Here is a 24,834-nt window from a genome sequence, read left to right as displayed (position 1 = left end):
GTCTACGACCCGACAGGGGGGTATCAGGCGACGGACGTGCTGCCGCCGGGGCAGGCGGGCTGGCTGGTCGGCCCGGTCGCCCCCGGTACCACGCTCGACAGCTCGATTCGCTAGCGACGGCGGCGAGCGAGGGCAGCCGGCAATTCCGGCGTTACGATCGACGGCGCCGCCGTCCGCCGTCCAATGAGCCTTCTCCCCGTCTTGTGCCTTCTGGCAATAATGCCCGTGGACGCAGCGCGGCCGGGCGCCGTGCTCCGCCCGGCCGCGCTGCTCCTTGCGGCTGCCGGCGGCTCTGGATGGAAACCATCGCGCTCCGTCCCTTGACAGCGCCGCGCCGGTCGGCCATTCTTAACACATCGGTTCTAGAATGAATAGGTTATGAATGCCGGACGATCAGCTTAGCGCCGTGTTCGCCGCGCTCGCCGATCCCACCCGCCGCGCGATCCTTGCGCGGCTGGCCGAGGGCGACGCGAACGTCGCGGAGATCGCGGCGCCGTTCAGCGTCTCGCAGCCGGCGATCTCGCGTCACCTCAGGGTGCTCGAACGAGCCGGGCTGATCTCGCGCCGCCGTCGCGCCACCGCCCGCCCCAGCCACCTCGAAGCCGCGCCGCTGCGCGAGGCGACCACCTGGCTGGCCGGCTATCAGGCGTACTGGGAGGAGAGCTACGGCCGGCTCGACGCCCTGCTCGCGGCGCTGCAGCGCGATCGTGCCGGCGAGCCGCACCAGGACACCGCATCGGAAAGGAACGCACGATGACAAAGACGCAGATCACCATGGAACCCGGCGTACCGCAGGTCGTGATCACGCGGGAGTTCGACGCGCCGCGCGAGCTGCTCTTCCGCGCCCATATCGAGCCGGAGCTACTCGTGCAGTGGCTCGGGCCGCGCGCCCTGGCGATGACCGTCGATCACCTGGACGCCCGCGACGGCGGCACCTGGCGCTACATCCACCGGGACGTCGAGGGCAACGAGTACGGCTTCCACGGCGTCTACCACGGCACGCCGTCTGTGGACGCCATCGTGCAGACCTGGGAGTTCGAGGGCATGCCCGGCCACGTCTCGCTGCAGACGGCCACGTTCGAGGAGCGCGGCGGCAGAACTCTGCTGCGTGCGAACGCCGTCTTCCAGTCGGTCGAGGACCGCGACGCGATGATCGAGGCCGACATGGAAGGCGGCGTCAACGAGGGAATGGAGCGCCTGGACGAGCTCGTCGCCCGGCTCGCCCCGGTGCGCTGACGCACTTCAGCGTACGGCGCTGGTTCGCGCCAGGAGAGCCCCGAGAACAACCAGCGATTTGGAGAGGAACAGATGACCGAGCGAGCACCCAGCGAAGTCACGAATCTTGATCGCTACGGAAACCCCGCACTGCCGTGGAGCAGGCCGCACGATCTGCTCACGGCGGGCGCCGCGCCGGCGCCGGGCAACCCATTCTTCCTCGGAACCTGCCGGCCGGACGGCCGCCCTCACGCCGCCGGAATCGGCGCCCTCTGGCTCGACGGCGATTTCTATTTCACCAGCAGCCCCCACGCTCGCAAGGCGCGTAACCTGGCCACGAACCCGGCCGGCACGATCTCCGCCAGGCTGAAGGGCATCGACATCGTGCTCGAAGGCGAGGCGGCGAGGGTCACCGACCGGCCGACGCTGGAGGAGGTGGCTCGCCGCTACCGCGAGGGCGGCTGGCCGGCGGAGGTGGCAGGCGACGCGCTCACGGCGCCCTACAGCGCCCCCAGCGCCGGTCCGCCGCCCTGGTGGCTCTATCGCTTCACATGCCATACCGCGTTCGGGGTCGCCACCGCCGAGCCGTACGGCGCCACCCGCTGGCGGTTCCAGCAGTGAGGGCAGGATGCGCCTTGCGGCCCCTGCTCGGCGCGTCGCAAGAGAGCTCGCAGAACACGACGGCCGGCCGGTTCTGTGCCGGCCAGCCGTTTTGGCTCTCTGCAACGTGCAACCCGTGCATGGGGAGCGCGGCCGTCGTGCCTGAACCGTCGCTGCAGCGGCCATGCGGCCGCCAACAACCCGAAGGCCCGAGGAATGAAGCCGTGCCGGATTCCCAACCAGTTACCTGAGATCGAATAACCCGCTCGATCGGACTCAGGAGATCGCCACAACCCGGCCGGGTGCCGTCAGCCGCGGCCCGCGGGCGCCGGCTCCCAGTTCAGGCCGAAGCTGCCGCTGTCGAGATTGCCGTCATCACGCGGGCGCTTGAGGATGCAGCGAGCCTGGAGCTGCGTGCGCCCGCCGTAGGAGTACTCCTCCCAGTGGGCGGTGATCAGCTCCCAGCCGGCCTCGCCCAGCTCGTCCAGCTCTTCCTGCAGGTGCAGTCCCTCGAACACCTGGTTGAGATACTGCCAACGCTGCGTCATGGCGCCCCTCCTGACCGTTTCCCCTGCAGACGGTCGCGCCCCGGCCATCGTAGATTCAGTATGGCCGGTCTCGCCGGTACGCGCACTGGCCGAAGGACCGAGTCGCCCGCTGGCCAGGTGGCGAGTGTGCGTGCCGTCACAAGCCGCGAGCCGGCGCATCGTGCCTGCGCCTGCTGTCTCTATCTTGCTAAACGCCGCCCGAGCGGAATTTGTTGCGCTCCCAGCGGGCGTACAGCGCGATGCCGCCCGCGATCGCCGCGATGCCCAGCAGCCCCAGCAGCCAGAAGAGGCTGAACAGCCAGATCACGGCGACGAGCGCCAGCAGGATGCCGATCAGCACGGCCAGCGGCACGGCGAGGATGCCGAACACCGCGCGGCTGATCGTGAGCACCTCCAGGCAGCCGCCCGGCTCCTTCTCCGACTTCGGCTGCCGCCCCGGCCCGTAGTAAAAACCCATGCTTCGCGTCCCGGCGGGGAAACCGGCCTCGGCCTGCCAGCGTTCCCGGCGCCACCGACCGCGCAGGGCGCCTACCCTTGGTTGCTCCGCAACCTGTTATTGGAAGTCTCCGACGGTTGCGCTGCGCTCTGGCCCGACACAGGAGGGGATTCCTGGAGCGCTCCCATCGCCGTGCGAGGGGAGCAGGAATGGGTGTCCTCGCAGGACGGCGGGCAACTCCGCGTCATCGCCCCTGCGGCTCGCCTGCCGCGTGGGCGAGCGGACCACCGCGCCACACGCGCGAGTCGCTCAACCATCCACGGCGTCTCGCGCGAGGACACTGGCGCCGCGCTCCCCTCGCACACCCCCTGAAGCGCTCCAGGAGTCCCTTCCTCGTTTCGGGAAGGGACAGACGGCGCGAGCCGTCAGGGTTAGGCGCCTCGCCCTGCTACCCGCACTTCGTATAGCCGCAGCCGCGGCAGATCAGGCACCCCTCTGCATACTGCAGCACGGAACCGCATTCCGGGCAACCCACGCCCGAGCTAACGGTCGGCTTGCCGTTATAGTAGTGCCCGTTGCCATTGCCGTTGCCGTTCGTGTAGCCGGTTGCGCCCTCCGTGCCGGCGTAGCCCTCGGCCAGCGGCAGCGCTGCCTGCACGCCCGGCACCCCCGGCACCCCCGCCATCGGCAGCGCGGCCTGCTGGCCGGTGATGAAGCGCAGCTCCAAATAGCGGGCGATGTAGTCCACCAGCGAGGTAGCTGTCGGAATGTTGTGGTTGCGCGTCATGCCGTACGGCTCGAAGCGGCTGTTCTTCAGCTTGTCCAGCAGGCTGCCCATCGGCACGCCGTACTGCATCGCCATCGACATCAAGAGCGCGATCGTGTCCATCAGGCCGCTGACGGTCGAGCCCTGCTTCGAGACCTTGATGAAGATCTCGCCCGGCCGCCCGTCCTCGTAGAGGCCGACGGTCAGGAAGCCCTCCTGCTCGCCCACGGCGAACTTGTGTGTGATCGACTGGCGCTCGTCCGGCAGCCGCTCGCGCCGCGGCCGCGCCGGCTCGGCCGGCACCGCCGGAACGGCCTCGCCTGCCGCCGTCCCGGTCTTCGCCGGCTCGTGCGAGAGCACCTGCAGCGCCCGCGAGCCATCCCGATAAATCGTGATGCCCAGGCAGCCCTCTTCGTAGGCCAGCCGGTAGGCGCGGGCCACGTCCTCGACCGTTGCTTCGTTTCCGAAATTGATCGTCTTGCTCACTGCATTGTCCGTATGCCGCTGAAACGCGGCCTGAATACGGACGTGCCACTCGGGCGCGATGTCGTGCGCGGTAACGAAGACGCGCTTCACCCAGTCCGGCACCTCGGCGTGGTCGGCCAGGTGGCCGCCGGCCGCGAGGTCGTCCATCAGCTCCGGCGAATAGAAGCCCTCGCGCCGCGCCACTTCTGCGAAGTAGTCGTTGACCTCGGTCAGCTTCGTCGTCTGCGTCGGATTGTTGCGGTCCAAATAGTGCTGGCGGGTGAAGGCGAGGGCGAAGACCGGCTCCACGCCGCCGGAGCAGTCGGCGATGATGCTGAGCGTGCCCGTGGGCGCGATCGTGGTGCGCGTGGCGTTGCGCAGCCGCGGCCGCTCCGGATAGCGCTGCGACATGTTGTAGATCGAGCCGTCCCACTCGGGGAAGGTGCCGCGCTCGCGCGCCAGCTCGCCCGAGGCCTGGTCCGCCCGCTGCTGGATGAAGCCCATCACCTCTTCCGCGAAGGTGACGGCCTCTTCGGAGTCATAGGGGATGTTCAGCTTCATGCAGGCGTCGGCGAAGCCCATCACACCCAGGCCGATGCGGCGGATGCGATGGCTGACGTCCTCGATCTCGGGCAGCGGGTACTTGTTCATGTCGATCACGTTGTCGAGGAAGCGCACGCAGACCGGCACGACCTCGCCCAGCCGCTCGTAGTCGAACACCCGCTCCTCGCCGCGCCGCACCACGAATTTGGCGAGGTTAATGCTCCCTAAGTTACATGAGTCATACGGATATAACGGCTGCTCACCGCAGGGATTGGTGCTTTCAATAGGCCCCATTTTCGGCACCGGGTTGGCGCGGCCGGCGTTGATGCGGTCGATGAAGACGATGCCGGGGTCGCCGTTCTGCCAGGCGTTGGCCACGAGCTTGTCGAAGATCTCGCGGGCGTTGCGCGTGCCCGTGACCTGGCCGGTGTGCGGGTCGACCAACTCGTACGCTTCGCCGCGTTCCGCCGCCTGCATGAACTTCTCGGTCACGGCCACGGAGATGTTGAAGTTCGTGCAACTCACCATGTCGGCCTTGCACTCGATGAACTTCTCGATGTCCGGGTGGTCGACGGCGAGGATACCCATGTTGGCGCCGCGCCGCGTGCCGCCCTGCTTGATCGCCTCCGTCGAGGCGTCGAACACCTTCATAAATGACACGGGGCCGCTGGCCACGCCCGAGGTGCTGCGCACGAGTGAACCCTCGGGCCGTAGCCGCGAGAAGGCAAACCCGGTGTTGTGAATCATGGCGAGGCCAGATCGCCCGGCCGCGTAGGTGTTCCATCCGTCAACGGTCAGGTCGTAGTAGGGCTTGGCAACGGCGGCGCGTGCCACCGACTCGACTTCGAAGCCGTGCCTTGCGACACGCTGCAGCAGCGTGGCCAGTGCCGGATTATGCGGAGTAAGCCCCACGGCGATCCGCTCCAGCCCGACCCGTGACACCCGCTCACGCTCGTTGCACGACCAGTGGCTCAGATCGAGTGCGAACGGGCTGGCGACGCCTGGCCCACGCCTTCCCGCGAGTCCAAGCGCTGCCAGCGCATCACGCCAGGCATGGAAGGGCAGGCGCAGCGCTCCCTGGCCTGCTGGGGCGTTCAGAATGCGCGTGCGACGCCGGTCGTTCGCCATATAGGGGGCGATCTCGCCGGCGAGCGCCGGAACCTGAGCCGTGGTCCCGACGCGCACGGTATAGATCGTTCGCTTTCCCTTGCCGTGTGGCGCCTTGGACGCTACTCCGGGGTGAAAACCAAGCAGGCTCAGCAGTGCGGCCAGGTCGTCGGCCATCGCCGCGCTCACGGTCGAGTAGCTGACATGACCGCGCGAATCCACATACCCGTCGCTATCCAGAAGACCAGCCACGAAGGCGCGGACAACGGCCAACGGCGACTTCGCGATCAGCTCCGGTACGCGAATGCGACCATCTTTTGCGCCAAAGGTTTCCAACCCGCACGCCTCCAGCAGGTCGTGCACGAACCGTTGGTTCAGCGTCGCGACGGACAGCAGCCCGCGCCTATCGCGGGCGATGGAGACGTGGATACCATGCCGCGCGAGAATCGTGCGCACCCGCTCCAGCACGTCCTCGCTGCCGGAGAACCAGCGCACACGGTACTGGCGCAGCGCCGGCGCATAGCCAAAGGAGCCGTCCCCGAGCGTGAAGCCGATCAACCAGCCGAGATCCGCATCGGCGCTGAGGCTGCCTGCGCTCCGTGGCTCGCTCCAGGGCCAGAAGCTGTCGGGCCGGTCTGGGCCGAGCACGATGTCGCCCGGCGTCAAGCGGTCTGCGCGGACCTCCACGAGCTGCGTGCCTCGCACCGCCATGAAGGGATGCCAGGCGCTCGTCTGAACTTCGGCGCCGTCACGTAACCGGATGACAAGCTGCTCCGCCGCCGGCACTTCGAATCGCCAGACGTGTGTCACAGGGCGCAGACCGGTCTCGCCGCTTTGCGGATTCATCGAGAGCGTCTGGATGCCGAGATCGCCAACGTCATAGACGATGCCCGCGCCGTAGCGCTCACCGCTCCTCCCGTCCACCGTGGCACGGTTGAAGAGCACCTCGATCGGCTCGATGCCGCAGAACGTCGTCCAGACACGGGCGTCGCCGGCGATGCAGCCGCCCCCGCTCTGATGCACAAGGGCGGTGGCGCGGATCGTGTCGAAGATGCGGTCGATCGAGTCCTCCACCGGCAGCACGAAGCAGGCGGAAAGCTGCTGCAGCGGCCGGCCGGCGTTGCCCAGCGTGGGCGAGTTCGGCAGGAAGTCGAGGCTGGTCAGCGTACGGTAGAAGAGCTCCTCGACCTCGGCCAGGCGCGCGTCGTCGGCGCCGTAGTTGCGCTCGGCCTGCGCCAGGTTGCCCGCGACGCGGCGGAAGAGCTGCTCCGGCGTCTCGATCGGCTGGCCGTCGTCGTCCTTCGCCAGGTAGCGGCGTTCGAGCACGACGCGCGCGTTTTCCGAAAGCGACAGCCGTGCGCCGCCGCGCCGGGCGCCCTTACCGCTGCGGGAGTTGGACTCGATCACCATGATGTCACCCCTGTCGCGTTGGTCTGGCGTGAAGCCGAAGATCGCAAAGAGCGGAATCGCTGCTGTCCTGTCCGGGAGCGCGGGGCGAGACGGCCGGCGCCCTACGCCTGGGCGCGACGCCGGCTGCGGGCTTGCCGCTCGGCGCCGCGGGGCAGCGGCAAGATGCGCGGCGGCGCCAGCAGCCGTTGCAGCTCGTCTTCCGGCAGCAGGGTGAGCTGCTCGCGCGGGCGCAGGCTGCTCTGCGCCGCGTGCAGCTCGTCCAGCGTCTCGCGCAGCGTGTCCAAATCGGTGAAGGCGCGGTAGACGCAGGCGAAGCGCACGTAGGCGATCGGGTCCAGTTCCTGCAGGCCGCGCATCACCAATTCGCCGATGCCGGCGCTGGCGACCTCGGTCTGGCCCAGGCTGAGCACGGCCTCCACCACCTCGTCCACCAGCCCCTCGACCGCCGCCGCGTCCAGCGGGCGCTTCTCGCAGGCCTTGCGCACGCCGAGGAGGATCTTTTCCCGCGAGAACTCCTCGCGCCGGCCGTCCTTCTTGACAACCAGCACGCCGACCGGCTGCACGCGTTCGTAGGTCGTGAAGCGGTGGCCGCAGCGCAGGCAGGCGCGCCGGCGGCGGATCGCCGCGTCCACGGTGCGCGAGTCGGTCACGCGGGAGTCATCGTAGTCGCAGATCGGGCACTGCACCGGCAGATCGCCTCGGTTCGGCCACGCTTATGGAAAGCCAGATGCCACAACATCTGGTAGCCAGGAGCGCGAAATCGCCTACATCTTGTACCTGCAGAATGTCATTCTCCGGCAAATGACGCCATCCGTCAACCGGGCTAAGCGCCTGAGCAATAAGTTGCCATAACGGCCGGATCACCTCTCCGCTAGCCTCGCGGATGCACATAAGCGGCACTGCCGCCGGCATGCCGGCGGCAGTGTGGTGCGGGTGTTTCGGCGCTGGATGACTTAACGCGACGTCATGGAGCGACGTAAAAAGGTCGGCAGATCCGTGTCGCCGGCGCCGGGCAGCGGCTCGGTGCGCAGCCGCGGCTCCGGACGTTCCGCCGGCGGGGGCATGGGCGCCGGCTGGCGCGGCTCGGCGGGCTCCGCGCGGGCCACCCCGGGCCGCAGCGGGCGCGGGAAGCGCGGCAGTTCACTGTCGTCCAGATCGGGCAGCGCGGCCGCCGGCCGCGGCGCACTGGGCGCGGGGCGGATGCCGTTGCCGTTCGCCGCGGCCGCCGGCTCCTGCTCGGCCTGGTGCATGGCGGCCTCGCCGCCGCCCATGTCCGTCTCGGCCTCCGGGAAGCCGGTGGCGATCACCGTGATCTTGACCTCGTCGCCGAGCGATTCGTCCACCACGGTGCCGAAGATGATCTCGGCGTCGTCGTCGACGACGTCGGAGATCACCTCGGCCGCCATGTTCAGCTCGTGCAGCATCAGGTCGCGCGGGCCGGTGACGTTGAACAGCACGCCGCGGGCGCCGTGAATGTCCACGTCGAGCAGCGGGCTCTGGATCGCCTGGCGAGCGGCGTCCACGGCGCGGCTCTCGCCGCTGCCGTGGCCGATCGCCATCAGCGCCGGGCCGGCGTCGGACATGATCTTGCGCACGTCGTTGAAGTCGAGGTTGACCTCGCCGGGGCGCGTGATGATCTCGGAGATGCCGCGGATGCCCTGGCGCAGCACGTCGTCGGCCGACTTGAACGCCTCCTGCACGGTGACGCGCTTGTCGCACATCGAGAGCAGGCGATCGTTGGGGATCACGATCAGCGTATCGACCTTCTCGCGCAGGCGCATGATGCCTTCATCGGCCTGCTTGCGCCGCTTGGCGCCTTCGAAGGTGAAGGGCCGCGTGACGACGCCGATCGTCAGCGCGCCTTCCTGCTTGGCGACCTCGGCGATCACGGGCGCGGCGCCGGTGCCGGTGCCGCCGCCCATGCCGGCGGTGACGAAGACCATGTCGGCGCCGCGGATCGACTCGCGCAGCTCCTCGCGGCTCTCCTCGGCGGCGCGCAGGCCGACGGATGGATCGCCGCCCACGCCGAGGCCGCGGGTGAGCTTGTCGCCGATGCGGATCTTGGTTGGCGCTTCGGAGTGGACGAGCTGCTGCGCGTCCGTGTTCACGGCAATGAACTGGACGCCGAAGATCTGCTCCTGGATCATGCGGTTCACGGCGTTGCAGCCGCCACCGCCCACGCCGACGACCTTGATTGGTGGGAGGCCGTCGAGATCGGGCCTTGCCGTCTGCTTCATCGCTTCCTCGCCTCTCCTTTCGCGGACCCGGCCCACACCGCGGGGAACGGCGACCGTGCGCGGACACGTCATTGGTATGCTACATGAACGAATTGTGCAAGATCATAGCACGCAGCGCCCGTCCCCTTCAGCAGAGCAAAGCGTACAATCTGCTGTGCGCCGCTGCGGCGTGGCCGCAGTCTACTCCGGCAGAAAGCCCCGAATCATGCGGCGCACCCCGCTGAACCAGCGGGGCGCTGCGGCGTGCGCCGCCGCCGGCGCGGGGCGGACGTGCCTTCCCCCCTCGCGCATCGCCCAGTGTAGCAGACCGACGCCGGTGGCGTATGCAGGATTTGCGAGGCTGTCCGCCAGCCCGGCGAGCGGCAGCGGATACCCTATCCGAACGGGCATGTTGAGCACATCGTGCGCCAACGGCATGAAGCCGGGCAAGTTGGCGCTGCCGCCGGTGAGCACGAGTCCCGCCGAGATCATCTCGTTGTAGCCCGCCTGGCGCACCTCCGCGAAGATCATCTCCAGGATCTCCTCGCTGCGCGCCTGCAGGATCTTGCAGATGCCGCGGCGATGCACCTCGATCCGCCCTTCGCCGCCGAACGCCTCCAGCTCCACCACCTCCCCGTGCGAGACGGCGCTGGGCAGGGCGTTGCCGTGCTCGATCTTCGCCGCTTCGGCCGCCTCGAAGGGCACGCGCAGCCCGACGACCAGGTCGTGCGTGAGATGGTAGCCGCCCACCGGCAGCACGGCGGTGTGAAAGACGGCGCCGCCGACGAAGATCGCCACGTCCGTGGTGCCGCCGCCGACGTCCGCCAGCACCACGCCCTGCCGCCGCTCCTCGTCGCGCAGTACGGCGTCGGCGCTGGCCAGCGGCTCCAGCACCATGCCCTCGATCGCCACGCCCGCCTCTTCGACGCAGCGCGCCAGGTTGCGCATGGCCGAGACGGCGCCGGTGATGATGTGCGTGTCCACGTCCAGCCGCTGGCCGTGCATGCCGACGGGGTCGGAGACGTTGTCCTGGCCGTCCACGGCGTAGTAGCGCGGGATCACGTGCAGGATCTCGCGGTTGGTCGGCAGGCTCAGGTTACGGGCGCCGTCCAGCGCCCGATCCACGTCGTAGGCCGTGATCGCGTGGCCGCGGTCGGCGATCGCGGTGATGCCGCGGGTGTTCACCGAGCCGATGTGCGAGCCGGCGATGCCCACGTGCGCCCCGCCGATCTGCAGGCCGCTGGCGCGCTCCGCCTTCTCGACCGAGACGCGGATCGCCTCCGTCGCGTCGTGGATGTTCTCCACCATGCCCTTGGTGATCCCGGCCGAGGGCGCGACGCCGACGCCGAGCACACGCAGGCGCTCCTCCGCGTCCAGGTCGCCGATGATCGTCGCGACCTTCGTCGTGCCCACGTCGATGGCGGCGAATGCGTCTCTGCGTGCCACGGCCGGTTCTCCCTCTGGCTGGTACGGCGGGCGCCGGGTAGTTCATGCGATGCCTCAGCGGTAGTACGGCCGGTCGCCGTCGCGCAGGTCCAGCTCGTGCAGGCTGGCCGGATTGACCGCGGCCACGACCTGCTGCCAGACCGCGAGCTTGTAGTCCAGGTTCTCGCTGTCGCCGAGCTGGACCTGCGTGCCGCGGTCGGTGAGCACGCTGGCGCCCGCCTCGCGGTCGTACTGCACATGCACGGCGTGCTGGCCGATCGCGCCGGGAATCACCTGCGCGACCTTCACCGCGATCTGCAGCGCCTCCGGGTCCACGCGGCCGCCCACGCGCAGATCGCTGCTGGAGCCGGTGGCATCGACCATGGGCAGGCCGCCCGCATCGCTCGTCGTATCCAGCACCACGCCGTCCGCGTCGACCAGGTACTCGACGCCGCCGCTCGTCCATACGCCCGCGGGCTGCCGTTCGACCACCGCGATCGTGACCGTGTGCGGGAAGCGCCGCGTCACCGCCGCGCTCTTCACCCGCGGCAGGGCAAGCAGACGCTTGACCGCGCCGCCGGTGTCGGCGGTGAAGTAACGCTGGCCGGCGATCGCCGCCGTCTCGCGCAGGTCGTCGGGCGCGAGCGCCTGGGCGCCCGTCACGCGCACGTCGCTGATCACCAGCCACGAGGAGGTGTAGAGCCGCACGCCGCCGGCGCCGGCGAGGCAGAGCAGCAGCGCCGCGGCCAGCCACAGCCAACGCCGCGGGCGGAGGCGGGCGCGCCGGCGCTCCGCCGCCCGCGGCCCGCGCCGGCCGCTGCGGAAGCTCAGGTGCCGCGTCGGCGTGCTCACCCGCCCCGATCTCCTGCCATCAAAAGCCCTCGCCGATTAACGCCACTTCGGGGTGCAGCGCGATGCCGAAGCGCTCCTGCACGCGGGCGCCGGCCAGGTCCATCAGTTGCTTCACCTCGCTCGCCTTCGCCTTGCCGGCGTTGGCGAAGAAGTTGGTGTGCTTCTGCGAGATCTCTGCGTCGCCCAGGCGGCGGCCGCGCAGCCCCACCTGGTCGATCAGCCACCAGGCCGGGTGCTGCGGCGGATTCTTGAAGATCGAGCCGGCGTTGCGCCCGCGCGGCTGCGTCGCCAGCCGCTTCTCGTCCAGCTTCGCCACGTAGGCCATGATCTCGGCCGCGTCGCCGCGCCGCAGCGCGAAGTCGAGCGAGAGGATCACCCGATCCTGCAGCAGGCCGCGGGTGAAGACGCTGCCGCGGTACTCCAGCTTCAGATCGGCCGCGGCGATGCGGCGCTCGCTGCCGTCCGGCTCCAGCACCTCGATGCTCTCCAACACGTCGGCCAGACAGCCGCCGTAGGCGCCGGCGTTGTAGACCACGGCGCCGCCCAGCGTGCCGGGAATGCCGACGGCCCACTCCAGCCCCCACCAGCCGTCGCGACAGAGCCGCCGCGCCGTCGCGGCGAAGCTGGCGCCGCTCTCGCCGCGCAGGCGCACGCGGCCGTCGTCGAGCGGCTCCGGCTCCTCCAGGCGGCGGGCGTTGTTCTCGATCACCAGGCCGCGCACGCCGCCGTCCCCGACGAGCAGGTTGCTGCCCGAGCCGAGTACGAACAGCGGCACAGCCTGCGCCCGCGCCGCCCGCGCCGCCGCGGCCAGCGCCTCACGGCTCGTCGCCTTGAAGTAGAGGTCGGCGGGGCCGCCGATACCGAAGGTCGTGTGGCGCGAAAGCGGCTCGGCGCGCCGCAACTCGCCCAGGCCGTCGAGCGCGGCGGCGAGCGCCTCCAGGCGGGCGGGGTCCACGCCGCTCATCGCGTCAGCGCCTCCGCGAAGGCTCGGCCTACGGCATCTACCGTGCCCGCACCCAGGGTGATGACAACATCGCCCGCGCGGGTCTGTTCTCTAAGCCGGCGCACGGCATCGTCGGCGGAACTCGCCAGTAAGGGCCGGGGCCGAACAATCGCGTCCGCCAGGGCGGCGGCGTCGAGGCCCGCCTCGGCGGTCTCGCGCGCCGCGTAGGTCGGCAGCAGCAGCAGCAGGTCGGCGCCGGCGAAGCAGCCGCGGAACTCTTCAAGCAGATACTGCGTGCGGCTGAAGGTGTGCGGCTGGAAGACGGCGATGAGCCGCCGGCCGGGGAAGCGCTGACGCAGCGCGGCGATGTTCGCGGCGATCTCGGTCGGGTGGTGGGCGTAGTCGTCCATCACCGTGACGCCGCCGGCCTCGGCCACCAGCTCGAAGCGGCGGCGGGCGCCGTGGAAGCCGGCCAGCGCCGCACCGATCTGCTCGCGCGAGAGGCCGAGCGCGTCCAGCGCAGCCACCGCGCCCAGGCAGTTCGCCGCCATGTGCCGGCCCGCCAGCGGCGTCGTGAACACGCCAAACGGTGTGCCGCCGTGCAAGACGGTTAGCCGCTGCTCCACGCCGCTCGCCTCGACGCGCGCCGTCCAGTCCGCCGCGGCGTCGAGCGCGTACCTCTCGACCCGCGCCGCCGGGCGCGCGGTCGCCAGCACCGCCAGCAGCCGCGGACTGTCGGCACAGACGAAAACCCGGCCGCCCGCCTTCACCAGCTCGATGAAGCGGCGGAAGGCGGCCTCGATCCGCTCCGCCGTGCCGTAGTAGTCGAGGTGGTCGACCTCGACGTTGGTCACGATCGCGATATCCGGCGCGTAGTGGAGGAACGCCTCGGCGTACTCATCGGCCTCGACTACGATCTCGGCGCCCGTGCCCGGCGCGGCGTTGTGGCCGAGGTCCACGGCGTCGCCGCCGAGCAGGTAGCCTGGGTCGCGAGCGGCCTGCACGAGTGCGTAGGCGAGCAGACTGCTGGTCGTCGTCTTGCCGTGCGTGCCCGCCACGCAGACGGCGGTGCGCCCCTGCATCAGCGCCGCGACCATCTCCGCACGGATCAGGATCGGGATGCCGCGCGCCCGTGCCGCGGCCAGCTCCTGGTTCTCGCTCTTCGCCGCGACGGTGGTCACGACCAGCTCGGCCTCGCCGATATTCTCGGCCGCATGCCCCACGAACACCGTCGCGCCCTCCCGCTCCAGCCGCTCGGTGTAGCGCGAGGGCGCGATGTCGGAGCCGCTGACCTGCACGCCGCGCGCCAGCAGGATACTGGCGATCGCGGACATGTGCATGCCGCCGATACCGACGAGGTGCACGCGCCGCACGCGGGCGAGGTCGATGGCGGCCGCCGCGCTCATGCCGTCGCCTCCAGCACGATCGCGGCGATCGCCTGCGCGGCGTCGGGCCGGGCAAGCCTGTGCGCGGCTTCCCGCATGGCGCAGAGCCGGGCGCGGTCGTTCAGCAGGCCGAGCACGGTGTCGGCCAGGCGCGGCAGCTCCGCCTCCGGCAGCATGACGGCGGCGCCGCGCGCCTGCATGAAGGCGGCGTTGGCGCGCTGGTGGGCGCCCGCAAAGGTGCCGGGCACCAGCACCGCCGGCAGGCCGGCCGCGGCCGGCTCGGCCAGCGCCGAGGCGCCGGCGCGCATCACCGCCAGGTCGGCGGCGGCCATCGCCGCGGGCATCGCGTCCAGGTAGGCGACGGGGCGGTAGCGTTCGCGCAGTTCGTCGGGCAGCGCCGCTGCCCGACGCTGCGCCTCGGCCAGGCCGTCCGCGCCGGTCTGGTGCAGCACGGCGCAGCGCGGCAGCAGCGCCGGCAGCGCCGCGAGCACGGCGCGGTTGATCGCCCGCGCGCCCTGCGTCGCGCCCGTGACCAGCAGCAGCGGCAGGTCATCGGCAAAACCCAGCCGCTGCCGTGCCGCGCCGCGATCCTCGCTGAAGAAGGCGGCGCGCACGGGATAGCCGGTGACGCAGGTCTTGCCGCGCGGCAGGTAGGCAAGGCTGCCCTCGGAGGTGACGGCGATGCGCCGCGCCAGCCGCGCCAGAAAGCGCACGGCCCAGCCCGGCCGCACGTCGGGCAGGTAGAGCACCAGCGGCACGCCGCGCAGCCGCGCCGCGACCGAGACGGGCACACCGGCGTAGCCGCCGGTGGCGAGCACGGCCCACGGCCGGAAGCGCCCCAGCAGCCGCCAGGCCTCCGCCGTGCCCCGCGTAAGCTCCCAGGCCGAGCGGGCAAGCTGCCACGGCGCACGGCCGCGGACGGGGGCCGCGCGGACCGCGGCGAAGGGGATGCCGGCGGCGGCCGCCAGCCGCTCGACGTCGCCGCGCACGGTGCCGGCGAAGAGCAGCTCCACCGGCGCGCCGGCGCGTGCACACAGCGCCTCCGCCGCGCTGAGCGCGGGGTAGACGTGGCCGCCCGTGCCGCCGCCGGTGAGCAGAATCCGCATCAGGTGCGCCCCCGCTCGTATTCGTGGCGCCGGCGCCGGCTGCGGCCGCGCCTGAACATCGGCTGCTGACCGTGCGCCGGCGGTTGCGGGCCGCGGGCCATGCTGGCGATCGGCGGCGGCTCGAGCCGCGGTTCCGGCGCGGCTGCCGCGCGGGCGTAGCGCGAGATGTTGAGCAGCACGCCGGAGGCGGCCAGCGTCGCAATCAGCGCCGAGCCGCCGTAGCTCAAAAACGGCAGGGGAATGCCGGTCATTGGGATCGAGCGGGTGATGCCGCCGATGTTGATCACCGTCTGGAGGCCGATCCAGCAGGTGACGCCGATCGCCAGCAGGCGGCTGAACTCGTCCGGCGCCTTGAAGCCGGCGCGGAAGCCGCGCCAGATCAGCGCGGCGAAGAGCAGCAGCACCAGCAGGGCGCCGATGAAGCCCGCCTCTTCGCCGATGATCGCGAAGATGCCGTCGGTGTGGGCGCCGGGCACATAGAAGAGCTTCTGGCGGCTGGCGCCCAGACCGACGCCGCGCAGGCCGCCGCTGCCCAGCGCGATCAGCAGTTGCAGGATGTGGTAGCCCGCGCCGGAGGGATACTTCTCCGCGTCGAGAAACGCCTCCCAGCGCTGCGAGCGGTAGCCTTCCAAAAGCACCAGCAGCACGCCGCCGGCCACGCCCGAGGCGACCAGCGTGGAGACGTGGCGCAGCGCCGCGCCGGCGATAAAGAACATCGCCATCGTCGTCAGCGTGATCACGATCGTGGTGCCCATGTCCGGCTCGGCCAGGATCAGCCCGCCGACGAGGCCGACCATCATCACGAACGGCGCCACGCCGAGCGAGACCTGCTTCAGCTCCTCGCCCTTCGCCGCCAGCCAGGCCGCGATGTAGATCACCATCGCCAGCTTGGCGAACTCGCTCGGCTCCAGCGGCGGCAGCGGACCGAGCGCGATCCAGCGGTTGGCGCCGTTACTTCGCACGCCGATGTGCGGCAGCAGCACCACGAACAGCGTGATCAGCGAGAGCAGCATGATCAGCGGACTGAAGCGGCGCAGCCAGCGGTAGGGCAGCCAGGCGAAGAGGGCCAGCAGCCCCAGCCCGGCGGCCGCGCTCAACGCCTGGCGCAGGATGAAATAGTTGGGGTTGCCGAAGTCGTTCCAGCCCACGGCGAAGCTGGCGCTGTAGACGGCCAGCAGCCCCACGCCGGTGAGTGCCAGCACCAGCGCCAGCAGCACGTAGTCGGGCCGGCCCGGCTTGAGGCGCGCGGCGGTTCTCAGCGCGGCGATGGCGCACCGTCCTTCTGCACGGTCTGGCCGGCCAGCGCGCCGGCGAGGCGGCGGAACTCCTCGCCGCGCCGCTCGAAGTTGGGATAGGCATCGAAGCTGGTGCAGGCGGGCGAGAGCAGCACTACGTCGCCGGGCAGCGCCCGCCGCTGCGCCGCCGCCACGGCCTCCGCTAACGTGGTAACCCGCACGACGGCGGTGCGCGGCCCTTCGTCCGAATGCTCGGCGAAGGCGTTCGCCAGCAGCCGCGCCGCCTCGCCGAAGAGGATCACGGCCCGCGCCCGTGCGTTCGCCTCACGCACCAGCTCTTGCAGGGGCAGGTTCTTGTCGCGCCCGCCGAGCAGCAGGATCAGCGGCCCGTCGAACGACCGCATGCCGGCCAGCGTGCGCTCCGGCGAGGTGGCGATGCTGTCGTTCACGTAGGTGACGCCGCCCGCGCTGCCCGCGACTTCCAGCCGGTGCGCGACGGGCTGGAAGCGCCGCACGGCAGCCGCGACCGTCTCCAGCGGGATGCCGCAGGCCGTGGCTGTGGCCGCGGCGCAGAGTACGTTCTCGACGTTGTGCGCCCCGCGCAGCGGGACCTCGGCGCGGCCCAGAAAGGCCGTGTCGCGCCCGCCGCGCCGCGCGATCAGCGTCTCGCCGTCCAGGTAGAAGCAGTCGTCAGCGGCCATCGGCGCATTGAACCAGACGCAGCGACCTGCGATTTCATTACGGAAAGTTAGCGATACTGTATCGCTCGCATTGAGGATCGCGCAAGCGTTCGCCGGCTGGTTTTGCACCAACTGGCGCTTCAGCGCCACGTACTCCTCCCAGCGGAACTGGTCGAGGTGGTTCGGCGTGACGTTGGTGATCGCGGCCACCTCCGGCCCGTGCTCCAAGAGCTGCAGTTGCGTATGGCTGATCTCCAGCACCGCCCAGCTCTCGGGCGTGCCCGCGTCGAGCTGCGCCAGAAGCCCCGCGCCGATGTTGCCGCCCAAAATGTGCGGCCGGCCCGCGGCGCTGAAGGCGGATGCGACCAGCGAGGTCGTCGTCGTCTTACCGCTTGAGCCGGTGATGCCGCAGACCGGCCCCGGCCAGCGGCGCAGGAACTCGCGCAGCATCGAGCTGACCGGCCGGCCCAGCGCCTGCATGCGCAGCACGAACGGCTCGCGCTGCAGGAGCACACTCTGCGAGACGTAGAGCGCGTCGAAGCCGTCGGCCGCGGCCGCGTCGATCGGGCCAAGCCGTGTCTCCGCGCCCAGCGCGTCCAGTTCGATCACGGCGCCGGCGATCGCCGGCGCCTGGCGCGTGTCGAAGACCGTGACACGGGCGCCCCGTGCGCTGAGGAAGCGCGCCAGGTCGCGCCCTTCGATGCCGGCGCCGAGCACGGCGACCGGCCGGCCCTGCAGCTCGCCGTCGTTCATCATCACGACACCTTGATCGCCAGCGCCACGCCGATCATCGCCCCGGCGATGCCGGCCAGCCAGAAGCGGATCACGACCTGGACCTCCGACCAGCCGCCCATCTCGAAGTGATGATGCAGCGGCGCCTTGCGCAGGATGCGCTTGCCGTGGCTGTACTTGAAGTAGCCGATCTGCAGCACGTCGCTCGCCGCCTCGACCACGAAGACGACACCGATGATCGGCAGCACCAGCCACTGCTCCGTCATCAGCGCCACGACGGCGAGGCTGGAGCCCAGCGCCAGGGCGCCCGTGTCGCCCATGATCACCCGCGCCGGGTAGGCGTTGTGATAGATGAAGCCCAGCGTGGCGCCGACCACGGTGAAGCAGAAGGCGCCCAGGAACGGCTGCCCCTGGACGGCGGCGACGATGCCGTAGGCCGCGAAGGCGAAGACGCTGGTGCCGCCGGCCAGCATGTCCAGTCCGTCGGTCACGGCCACGGCGCTGGTGGTGAGCACGATGATCAGCACCGCCAGCGGGACGATGCCCCAGCCGAGGTCCAGGTGGCCGTAGTAGGGCACGGCCACGCGGTGGACTTTGAGCGGGAAGTAGAGCACGAAGCCGGCGACGAGTGCCAGCAGCGCCACCAGGCCGAACTTCAGCCGCCAGCTCAGCCCGGCGCGGGCGCGCCCCTGCAGCGAGCCGAGGTCGTCCACGAAGCCGATCAGCCCCGTGGCGCCGATCATGGCGAAGGGCAGCAGGATCGACCAGCGCCCGGCGAGGTTGAAGGGCACCGTCACCAGCAGCACCGTGAGGAAGATGATCAGGCCGCCCATCGTGGGCACGCCGGCCTTGATCTGGTGCGAGCTGGGCAGATACTCGCTGATCGCCTTGCCCAGCTTGCGCGCCTCGAGCTGGCGCACCACCGGCCCGCCGAGCAGGATGGCGATGATCAGCGCCACCACGCCGCTCACCAGCGCCCTGGTCACGAACGCGCAACCGTCGCGGCCGGCGCCGCGTGTCCCGCGAGTTGCGGCCGTGTCTGCCGCGTTTCCCATGCGTGCGCCGGCCGCGGTTGGCCGGGCGAAGCGATCGGCATTGCTTATCTCCCCGCGGCGTTGGTCTCGGTCGCGGCGGGAAGCGGCCGGTCCGGAGGAACGTCCAGATACGTCAGGATCTCGCTGGCCAGGTGCGAGAACATCGGCGCCGTGAGCACGCCGCCGAAATCAGCGCTCTTCAGGTTATCCAACTTGACGTAAATGAGCACGCGCGGATGGTCGAACGGCGCGAAGCCGATGTACGAAGGGATCGTCACCTCCTGCGCGTAGGCGTCGCCGGCGCTGGTCTTGGTTTTCACGGTCGGCACGTAGGCCGTGCCCGATTTGCCGCCGGCCGTGTAGCCGGGCACCGGCGCGAAGGTGTTCGCCTGCAGTACCAGCTTCATCATGTCGCGGATCGTCGCCGCCGATTCGCTGGAGATCACGCGGCGGCGCACCGTGGGCTGCGTGACGCGCGTGGTGCCGTTGCTGCGCACGTCCTTGACGACATACGGCTGCATGAGATTCCCGCCGTTCACGATCGCGGCCACGCCGGTGATCATCTGCAGCGCCGAGACGGAGATGCCCTGGCCGAAGCTGTTGGAGGCGAGGTCGGCCAGCGACCAGGCGGTGTCGGCGTTGCTGCGCACGATGCCGCTGGCGTCGCCGCTGAGGCCGGAGCCGGTGGGCTCGCCGAAGCCGAAGGCGCGCACATACTGGTAGAAGAGGTCCGGCCCCAGCACTTTGGTCGTCAGCCAGAGCGTGCCCAGGTTGAGGCTGCGCACCAGCACCGTGGTCATCGTCGTGGGGCCGTTGCAGGAGTAGTCCCAGTTGTGGAAGATGCGCTGCGACACCACCACCTGGCAGGTGTCGATGTAGGTCGTGTTCGGGTTCACCTTGCCAGAGTCGATGCCGGCGGACATGGTGAACAGCTTGAAGACGGAGCCGGGCTCGTAGATGTCGGTCACGGCGCCGTCTTTGAAGCCCTCGCCCTGCGGGTCGGCGCTGAGGTCAAGGGTCGAGAGCTTGAAGCTGGGCTCGTCGTCCATCGCCAGGATCGCGCCAGTGTTGGGGTCCATGACGATGCAGGTGCCGCCCGTGGCGTGCGTCTTGTCGATGCCGGCCTTCAACTCCTGCTCGCACATCTGCTGGATGTTGCGGTCGATCGTCAGCTCCACGTCGCTGCCGGGCTGCGGCGCCACGCTCTTGCGCACGCCGGCGGCGATCGGGTTGCCGAGCGCGTCGCGCTCGTACTCCGAGCTGCCGGGCAAGCCGGTGAGCAGGCTGTTCTCGTCCAGCTCCAGGCCGGTGAGGCCGCCGCCGTCGCGCCCGACGAAGCCGAGCAAGGGTGAGGCGAGATCGCCTTCAGGATTGACGCGCTTCTCGCGCGGCTGCGCGAGCACGCCGGGCAGGCCGAGCGCGGCGATGCGGCGGCCCGTGTCGTAGTCGACGTCCTGCGCGATCGTGGCCGGGCCGGTCGTGGCGTCGCCGAGCAGCGAGAGGATCTGCTCCGGCGTGCGGTTGAGTAGCGGCGCCAGCGCCTGGGCGCCGCGCTGGGCCGCGGCCGCGTCCTGCCAGATATGGCGGTCGACGCCGATGTCGTAGGTAGCGATGCTGACGGCCAGCGGGAAGCCGTTGGCGTCGAGGATGGCGCCGCGGTGGGCGGGCACGGTCGTCTGGTCGAGATGCTCGCCGGCGGCCTCGCTGCTGTAGCCCTTGTGCTGCACGATCTGCAGGAAGACGAGCCGCGCCACCAGCCCGCCGCCGGCGAGCAGCAGCGCCAGCGCCACGGCGGCGGCGCGCCATGGCGCCGGCTGGGCATGCGCTCTGCGGGAGATCGTCGCCATCGCTGCGGTGCTCGCTGTGCGGATTTTGGGGAGGGAGCGGGAGCAGGCCGGGCCGTTACGGCGGCGGACCGACGGAGGGGACCGGGCCGGGCGGCACGATCGTCGGCACGGCGGTTGGCGCCGGCGTGGCGCTCGGCGCGCCGGCGGGCGGGTAGCTCTGATCGGCCGGCGTCGGCGGCGCGGCGACGCTGCTCTCCGCGGCGCCGGCAACCGCGGTGAGCGTCGGCGCCAGGCCGTGCGGCAGGAAGACGCCGGCCGGCGCCGGCACGTTGACGGTGACAGCGCTGGCGCGGCCGGCGGGCACCATGCCCAGCCGCGCGGCCTCCTGGCGGATGCGCGTTTCGGATCCAAGATCGGCGATCTGCGCCTGCAGCGTATAGGTCTTGGCGCGCAGGTCGTCGAGCTGCTGCTGCGCGTGCTCGATCTGGTAGCCAGTCGAGGTCGCGTCGCTGTTCTGCAGCACGGGCAGGAACATCGCGCCCAGGATCATGCCGCCGGCGAGCAGCAGCGCGAGCAGCACGCCGGCACGGCGCAGCAGCGGCGTCTCGCCCGCCTGCTCACCGCTCGTCGCCCGTCTCTGCGCCAGCGCCATGCTCCGCCCCGCCCCTTCCGCTCCCGTACCCGGCTAGATCCGCTCGGCCGCGCGCAGCCTGGCGCTGCGGCTGCGCGGGTTGCGCTCGCGCGCGGCCACGCCCGGCATGACGGGGCGCCGGCCGAGCGGCCGAAAGGTCTGCGTGTGCCCGCACCGGCAGGCCGGGATGCCCGGCGGGCAGATGCAGTCGCGGCTCTCGCGCTGCAAGAACTGCTTGACGATGCGGTCTTCCAGCGAGTGAAAGCTGATCACGGCCAGCCGCCCGCCCGATCGCAACAGCTCCGGCGTGCGTTCCAGCGCTGCACTCAGCGTCTCCAGCTCGCGGTTGACGGCGATGCGCAGCGCCTGGAAGGTGCGCGTGGCGGGCGAGATGCGCTGTCCCGGCCGCCCGGCCACCCGCCCGACGATGCGGGCGAGCTGGCCGGTCGTCTCGATCGGCCGTTCGCGCACGATCGCGCGGGCGATACGGCGCGAGGCCGGCTCCTCGCCCAGCCGCCAGATCAGGTTCGCCAGCTCCGTTTCGTCGGACTCGTTCACCACCTCGGCCGCCGTCTCGCCTGAAGAGCGGTCGAAGCGCATGTCCAGCGGGCCGTCGAGCCGGAAGCTGAAGCCGCGCGCGGCCGTGTCGAACTGCAAGGAGGAGGCGCCGAGGTCGAGCAAAAAGCCGTCGCAGGGCGCGAGACCGGCGGCCAGCGCGTGCGGCAGGGCCTGTGCGTAGCTGTCGTGGATCAGCGTCACGCGCTCGCCGAAGGGCGCCAGCCGCTCGCCGGCGAGCACCAGCGCGTCGGCGTCGCGGTCGAGGCCCAGCAGGCGGCCGTCCGGGGCGCTGGCTGCGAGCAGCCGCGCGGCGTGCCCGCCGAGGCCGACGGTGCCATCGACGTAGCGGCCGCCGGGCCGCGGCGCCAGCGCGGCGATCGTCTCCTCCAGCAGGACCGGCTCGTGCACCGCGCCGCGCTCAGACATCGCCGCCCGGTCCCTTACGCTCATCAAGTTGCTCAAGGTGCTGCGGGTAGAGCGCCTCGGCGCCGGCCAGCTCGGCCTCGCAGACGGCGGTGTCCCAGATTTCAAGGTAGTCGCCGCAGCCGAGCATCGTCACCTGGCCTTCGAGCCCGAGCCGCTGGCGCAGCGCGGCGGGTACCAGCAGGCGAGAGGATTTGTCCAGCTCGCCCTCGTAGGTGCGGCCGAAGAAGGCGCGGCGCAGTTGTTGGCCGCGCTCGGTGTGCGCGCCCTGCGCCAGGATCAGCGCCGCCGTCCGCTCGTAGGCATCGGTCGTGTACACTCGCAGGCAGCGGGGCGGGGCGGGCGCCAGCACGGCGCCGCCGGCGAAGGCGTCGCGAAAACGGGTGGGCATCGGCACGCGGCCGCGGTCGTCCATGGCGTACTCAAACCGGCCCAGAAAGAGCATGGAAGCGTCGCCTCAGGCAGGAAACTGAGCCGGGATTCGGCGGTGTATGAAGACGCAAGTTGCTATGGAATAACGCTGAGACCGTGATTGTATCGCGGTCCCACCGTGGTCCACATTCTCCCACCGCCCCCCATCAAAGTCAACGCGATTCCCGCGGGCCCCGGGCGCGCGGCGGCGCAGAGGTTCCGCGATGGCGTTCACGGTCGGCGTCCTCACCCTCAGCGACAAGGGCTCGCGTGGCGAGCGGGAAGATACCAGCGGCGCCGCGATCCGCGAGCTGGTGGCCGGCGCCGGCGGCACAGTCGCAAAGTACGCGATCGTGCCCGACGAGGCGGAGCAGATCGCCGCGACGCTGCGCGAGTGGGTCGATGCGGGCGGGCTGGACGTGCTGCTCACAACCGGAGGCACCGGCCTCTCGCCGCGTGACGTGACGCCGCAGGCCACACGCACCGTGCTCGATTATGAGGCGCCGGGCGTTGCCGAGGCGCTGCGGATCGAAGGCCTGCGCCACACGCCGATGTCGATGCTGAGCCGCGCCGTGGCGGGCGTGCGCGGCCGCACGTTGATCGTCAACCTGCCCGGCAGCGAGCGCGGCGTGCGCGAGAACCTGGCCGTGCTGCTGCCCGTGCTGCCCCACGCCGTCGAAACCCTGCGCGGCGCCGCGGGCGATCACGTGGCAGGATAGATCCATGGGCTACGAACGCTGGGACAACAAGACGCTGAACCTGACCGATGCGTTTGACGACGAGGCGGAAGCGTTGGCCGCCGTGCGCGACGTGATCCTGCGGGATGGCCCATCAGCTATCGCCAACTGGGCGCTGGACCGCGTGGACGGCGCCTCGCCGCCCCTGGGCCGGCAAGACGCTGGTAGACCGCGCCCTGGGCAAACACCGCGGCCTGAAGGGTGGCTGCTTCGTGACCTGTGCCCGCCGTTGTGCCAGCGGCGGGCGTTTTGCTGTCTAATCGCTGTGGGGCCGTGCTGATCAGCCCGCGGCCCGCGGCGAGCGACGGCGGCATGCGTATCGACATCCTCACGCTCTTCCCGAACATGGTGGCGGCGCCGCTGGGCGAGAGCATCGTCGGGCGGGCGCGCGCGGGCGGGCTGGTCGAGATCGCCGTGCGCGACATCCGCGACTACGCCGCCGGCCGGCACAAGGTCTGCGACGACTACCCCTACGGCGGCGGCGCCGGCATGGTGATGAAGCCCGAGCCGATCTTCGCCGCCGCCGAGGCGCTGGCCGCCGCAGACCCGCGCCGCGGCCCCGTCGTGCTGCTCTCGCCCGGCGGGCGGCGTTTTACCCAGACGATCGCCGAGGAGTACGCCGCACACGAGCGGCTGACGCTGATCTGCGGCCACTACGAGGGCGTGGACGAGCGCGTGCGCGAGCATATAGCCACGGACGAACTGAGCGTCGGCGACTTCGTGCTCTCCGGCGGCGAGCCGGCGGCGATCGTGGTGGTCGACGCCGTGGTGCGCCTCTTGCCCGGCGTGCTGGGCGGCGCGGAGTCGCTGGCCGAAGAGTCGCACGCCTCGCATGGCGCGCACGGCGGCGGGCTGCTGGAGTACCCGCAGTACACGCGGCCGGCCAACTTCCGCGGCTGGCAGGTTCCTGCTACACTTTTGAGCGGCCATCACGAGGAGGTGGCGCGCTGGCGCCGCCGGCAGGCGCTTTTGCGCACGGCCCTGCGCCGCCCCGACCTCCTCGCCCGCGCCGAGCTTGCCGCCGCCGAGCGCGAATGGCTCGCCGGCGAGCTTGACGCCGCGCAGCGCCGCGAGGAACCAACCGGCCCGGATAACGACAGATAACCAAATCGGATCGCTGCTGTCCGCCGGACAGCGCAGGTCACTCCGCCGGCCCACGGCCGCCGCGGCGTGGGGCAGCAGGAGGACACTCCCATGGACATGAGCAGTTTCGTCGAGCTTCAGCCGAACCCCAACATCCCGGAGTTCGGCGCCGGCGACACGATCCGCGTCAGCGCCAAAGTCGTCGAGGGCGACCGTGAGCGCACCCAGGTCTTCGAAGGTGTGGTGATCCGCAGGCGCCGCGCCGGCAGCAGCAGCAACTTCACCGTGCGCCGCATCACGCACGGTGTCGGCGTCGAGCGCACCTTCCTCTTGTATTCGCCGCGCGTGGAGAAGGTCGAGGTCGTGCGCCTGGGCAAAGTCCGCCGCTCGCGCCTCTACTATCTGCGCGGCCTCACCGGCAAGGCCGCCCGCATCAAAGAGCGGGCGCGGCCGGCGGTGCGCAAGTAGCCGGTATCGTGCCCGCTGTATTCGCCCACCGCGCTCTC

The 24,834-nt window shown here is 70.8% G+C and carries 23 protein-coding genes and 1 pseudogene; 7 read left to right on the top strand and 17 right to left on the bottom strand.

Going from position 1 to position 24,834, the window contains the following annotated elements; all coding sequences use genetic code 11:
* Positions 1–382: 382 nt before the first annotated feature.
* The 3 genes from VKV26_02935 to VKV26_02925 all read left to right on the top strand — a co-directional run bounded on the left by VKV26_02935 (position 383) and on the right by VKV26_02925 (position 1,836).
* A complete protein-coding gene (locus VKV26_02935) occupies positions 383–757 on the top strand; it encodes a metalloregulator ArsR/SmtB family transcription factor (GenBank protein HLZ68843.1) in 375 nt (124 codons plus the stop codon).
* Positions 754–1,236 (top strand): SRPBCC family protein, encoded by a 483-nt coding sequence (locus VKV26_02930; GenBank protein HLZ68842.1) that lies wholly within the window; start codon positions 754–756, stop codon positions 1,234–1,236. Before VKV26_02935 ends, VKV26_02930 begins: the two co-directional genes overlap by 4 nt.
* A 72-nt stretch (positions 1,237–1,308) precedes the next feature.
* Positions 1,309–1,836, top strand: a complete 528-nt coding sequence (locus VKV26_02925) for a pyridoxamine 5'-phosphate oxidase family protein (GenBank protein ID HLZ68841.1) — start codon at positions 1,309–1,311, stop codon at positions 1,834–1,836.
* 287 nt (positions 1,837–2,123) lie between these two features.
* Here VKV26_02925 and VKV26_02920 read toward each other — a convergent pair whose 3' ends face one another.
* From VKV26_02920 to VKV26_02840, 17 genes and pseudogenes are all read right to left on the bottom strand, one after another.
* Positions 2,124–2,363: a hypothetical protein gene (locus tag VKV26_02920; protein ID HLZ68840.1), complete on the bottom strand. Its 240-nt coding sequence runs from the start codon at positions 2,361–2,363 to the stop codon at positions 2,124–2,126.
* Between the two features lie 187 nt (positions 2,364–2,550).
* Positions 2,551–2,820, bottom strand: a complete 270-nt coding sequence (locus tag VKV26_02915; protein HLZ68839.1) for a hypothetical protein — start codon at positions 2,818–2,820, stop codon at positions 2,551–2,553.
* A 427-nt stretch (positions 2,821–3,247) separates the two neighbouring features.
* The gene (locus tag VKV26_02910; protein ID HLZ68838.1) at positions 3,248–7,090 is read right to left on the bottom strand and encodes an adenosylcobalamin-dependent ribonucleoside-diphosphate reductase; all 3,843 of its coding nucleotides are present in this window, start codon (positions 7,088–7,090) and stop codon (positions 3,248–3,250) included.
* Positions 7,091–7,341: 251 nt separating this feature from the next.
* Positions 7,342–7,776 (bottom strand): annotated as a pseudogene (nrdR, locus tag VKV26_02905) (transcriptional regulator NrdR).
* 267 nt (positions 7,777–8,043) lie between these two features.
* Complete coding sequence (gene ftsZ / locus VKV26_02900) at positions 8,044–9,327, bottom strand: cell division protein FtsZ (protein ID HLZ68837.1); 1,284 nt, start codon at positions 9,325–9,327, stop codon at positions 8,044–8,046.
* A gap of 180 nt (positions 9,328–9,507) precedes the next feature.
* Positions 9,508–10,752 (bottom strand): cell division protein FtsA, encoded by a 1,245-nt coding sequence (gene ftsA / locus VKV26_02895; GenBank protein HLZ68836.1) that lies wholly within the window; start codon positions 10,750–10,752, stop codon positions 9,508–9,510.
* A gap of 54 nt (positions 10,753–10,806) precedes the next feature.
* Positions 10,807–11,583, bottom strand: coding sequence for an FtsQ-type POTRA domain-containing protein (locus VKV26_02890; GenBank protein HLZ68835.1), 777 nt, complete (start codon positions 11,581–11,583; stop codon positions 10,807–10,809).
* Positions 11,584–11,602: 19 nt separating this feature from the next.
* A complete protein-coding gene (gene murB / locus VKV26_02885) occupies positions 11,603–12,547 on the bottom strand; it encodes a UDP-N-acetylmuramate dehydrogenase (GenBank protein ID HLZ68834.1) in 945 nt (314 codons plus the stop codon).
* Positions 12,544–13,932: a UDP-N-acetylmuramate--L-alanine ligase gene (murC, locus tag VKV26_02880; GenBank protein HLZ68833.1), complete on the bottom strand. Its 1,389-nt coding sequence runs from the start codon at positions 13,930–13,932 to the stop codon at positions 12,544–12,546. Before murC ends, murB begins: the two co-directional genes overlap by 4 nt.
* The gene (locus VKV26_02875; GenBank protein HLZ68832.1) at positions 13,929–15,017 is read right to left on the bottom strand and encodes a UDP-N-acetylglucosamine--N-acetylmuramyl-(pentapeptide) pyrophosphoryl-undecaprenol N-acetylglucosamine transferase; all 1,089 of its coding nucleotides are present in this window, start codon (positions 15,015–15,017) and stop codon (positions 13,929–13,931) included. The genes murC and VKV26_02875 overlap by 4 nt, the downstream gene beginning before the upstream one ends.
* Positions 15,017–16,234: a putative lipid II flippase FtsW gene (gene ftsW, locus VKV26_02870; protein ID HLZ68831.1), complete on the bottom strand. Its 1,218-nt coding sequence runs from the start codon at positions 16,232–16,234 to the stop codon at positions 15,017–15,019. Before ftsW ends, VKV26_02875 begins: the two co-directional genes overlap by 1 nt.
* 38 nt (positions 16,235–16,272) lie before the next feature.
* Positions 16,273–17,685 (bottom strand): UDP-N-acetylmuramoyl-L-alanine--D-glutamate ligase, encoded by a 1,413-nt coding sequence (murD, locus tag VKV26_02865; GenBank protein ID HLZ68830.1) that lies wholly within the window; start codon positions 17,683–17,685, stop codon positions 16,273–16,275.
* A gap of 2 nt (positions 17,686–17,687) precedes the next feature.
* Positions 17,688–18,650 (bottom strand): phospho-N-acetylmuramoyl-pentapeptide-transferase, encoded by a 963-nt coding sequence (gene mraY, locus VKV26_02860; protein ID HLZ68829.1) that lies wholly within the window; start codon positions 18,648–18,650, stop codon positions 17,688–17,690.
* Positions 18,651–18,763: 113 nt separating this feature from the next.
* On the bottom strand, positions 18,764–20,545 hold the full coding sequence (locus VKV26_02855; protein ID HLZ68828.1) for a penicillin-binding protein 2: 1,782 nt from the start codon (positions 20,543–20,545) through the stop codon (positions 18,764–18,766).
* Between the two features lie 55 nt (positions 20,546–20,600).
* Positions 20,601–21,137: a hypothetical protein gene (locus VKV26_02850; protein ID HLZ68827.1), complete on the bottom strand. Its 537-nt coding sequence runs from the start codon at positions 21,135–21,137 to the stop codon at positions 20,601–20,603.
* A gap of 33 nt (positions 21,138–21,170) precedes the next feature.
* A complete protein-coding gene (rsmH, locus tag VKV26_02845) occupies positions 21,171–22,100 on the bottom strand; it encodes a 16S rRNA (cytosine(1402)-N(4))-methyltransferase RsmH (protein HLZ68826.1) in 930 nt (309 codons plus the stop codon).
* Complete coding sequence (locus VKV26_02840; GenBank protein ID HLZ68825.1) at positions 22,093–22,542, bottom strand: hypothetical protein; 450 nt, start codon at positions 22,540–22,542, stop codon at positions 22,093–22,095. The genes rsmH and VKV26_02840 overlap by 8 nt, the downstream gene beginning before the upstream one ends.
* Before the next feature lie 190 nt (positions 22,543–22,732).
* Between VKV26_02840 and VKV26_02835 the strand changes: the two genes are divergently transcribed.
* The 4 genes from VKV26_02835 to rplS all read left to right on the top strand — a co-directional run bounded on the left by VKV26_02835 (position 22,733) and on the right by rplS (position 24,796).
* On the top strand, positions 22,733–23,227 hold the full coding sequence (locus tag VKV26_02835; GenBank protein HLZ68824.1) for a MogA/MoaB family molybdenum cofactor biosynthesis protein: 495 nt from the start codon (positions 22,733–22,735) through the stop codon (positions 23,225–23,227).
* Positions 23,228–23,231: 4 nt separating this feature from the next.
* The gene (locus VKV26_02830) at positions 23,232–23,525 is read left to right on the top strand and encodes a hypothetical protein (protein ID HLZ68823.1); all 294 of its coding nucleotides are present in this window, start codon (positions 23,232–23,234) and stop codon (positions 23,523–23,525) included.
* Between the two features lie 32 nt (positions 23,526–23,557).
* Positions 23,558–24,349 carry a tRNA (guanosine(37)-N1)-methyltransferase TrmD gene (gene trmD, locus VKV26_02825; GenBank protein HLZ68822.1) on the top strand — a complete coding sequence of 264 codons (792 nt, stop codon included), beginning with the start codon at positions 23,558–23,560 and terminating at the stop codon, positions 24,347–24,349.
* A 90-nt stretch (positions 24,350–24,439) separates the two neighbouring features.
* Complete coding sequence (gene rplS / locus VKV26_02820; GenBank protein ID HLZ68821.1) at positions 24,440–24,796, top strand: 50S ribosomal protein L19; 357 nt, start codon at positions 24,440–24,442, stop codon at positions 24,794–24,796.
* Positions 24,797–24,834: the final 38 nt, after the last annotated feature.

It is taken from the genome of Dehalococcoidia bacterium, assembly GCA_035310145.1.
In the GTDB taxonomy this organism is placed as follows: Bacteria; Chloroflexota; Dehalococcoidia; order CAUJGQ01; family CAUJGQ01; genus CALFMN01.
The sequence above is the reverse complement of the archived record's forward strand: the minus strand, read 5'-3'. Positions and strand labels throughout refer to the sequence as shown.

Coding starts and splice junctions, on each gene's coding strand:
- VKV26_02935 (HLZ68843.1), top strand. CDS start 383: ATGCCGGACGATCAGCTTAGCGCCGTGTTCGCCGCGCTCGCCGATCCC.
- VKV26_02930 (HLZ68842.1), top strand. CDS start 754: ATGACAAAGACGCAGATCACCATGGAACCCGGCGTACCGCAGGTCGTG.
- VKV26_02925 (HLZ68841.1), top strand. CDS start 1,309: ATGACCGAGCGAGCACCCAGCGAAGTCACGAATCTTGATCGCTACGGA.
- VKV26_02920 (HLZ68840.1), bottom strand. CDS start 2,363: ATGACGCAGCGTTGGCAGTATCTCAACCAGGTGTTCGAGGGACTGCAC.
- VKV26_02915 (HLZ68839.1), bottom strand. CDS start 2,820: ATGGGTTTTTACTACGGGCCGGGGCGGCAGCCGAAGTCGGAGAAGGAG.
- VKV26_02910 (HLZ68838.1), bottom strand. CDS start 7,090: ATGGTGATCGAGTCCAACTCCCGCAGCGGTAAGGGCGCCCGGCGCGGC.
- ftsZ (HLZ68837.1), bottom strand. CDS start 9,327: ATGAAGCAGACGGCAAGGCCCGATCTCGACGGCCTCCCACCAATCAAG.
- murB (HLZ68834.1), bottom strand. CDS start 12,547: ATGAGCGGCGTGGACCCCGCCCGCCTGGAGGCGCTCGCCGCCGCGCTC.
- murC (HLZ68833.1), bottom strand. CDS start 13,932: ATGAGCGCGGCGGCCGCCATCGACCTCGCCCGCGTGCGGCGCGTGCAC.
- VKV26_02875 (HLZ68832.1), bottom strand. CDS start 15,017: ATGCGGATTCTGCTCACCGGCGGCGGCACGGGCGGCCACGTCTACCCC.
- murD (HLZ68830.1), bottom strand. CDS start 17,685: ATGAACGACGGCGAGCTGCAGGGCCGGCCGGTCGCCGTGCTCGGCGCC.
- VKV26_02855 (HLZ68828.1), bottom strand. CDS start 20,545: ATGGCGACGATCTCCCGCAGAGCGCATGCCCAGCCGGCGCCATGGCGC.
- VKV26_02850 (HLZ68827.1), bottom strand. CDS start 21,137: ATGGCGCTGGCGCAGAGACGGGCGACGAGCGGTGAGCAGGCGGGCGAG.
- rsmH (HLZ68826.1), bottom strand. CDS start 22,100: ATGTCTGAGCGCGGCGCGGTGCACGAGCCGGTCCTGCTGGAGGAGACG.
- VKV26_02840 (HLZ68825.1), bottom strand. CDS start 22,542: ATGCTCTTTCTGGGCCGGTTTGAGTACGCCATGGACGACCGCGGCCGC.
- VKV26_02835 (HLZ68824.1), top strand. CDS start 22,733: ATGGCGTTCACGGTCGGCGTCCTCACCCTCAGCGACAAGGGCTCGCGT.
- VKV26_02830 (HLZ68823.1), top strand. CDS start 23,232: ATGGGCTACGAACGCTGGGACAACAAGACGCTGAACCTGACCGATGCG.
- trmD (HLZ68822.1), top strand. CDS start 23,558: ATGCGTATCGACATCCTCACGCTCTTCCCGAACATGGTGGCGGCGCCG.
- rplS (HLZ68821.1), top strand. CDS start 24,440: ATGGACATGAGCAGTTTCGTCGAGCTTCAGCCGAACCCCAACATCCCG.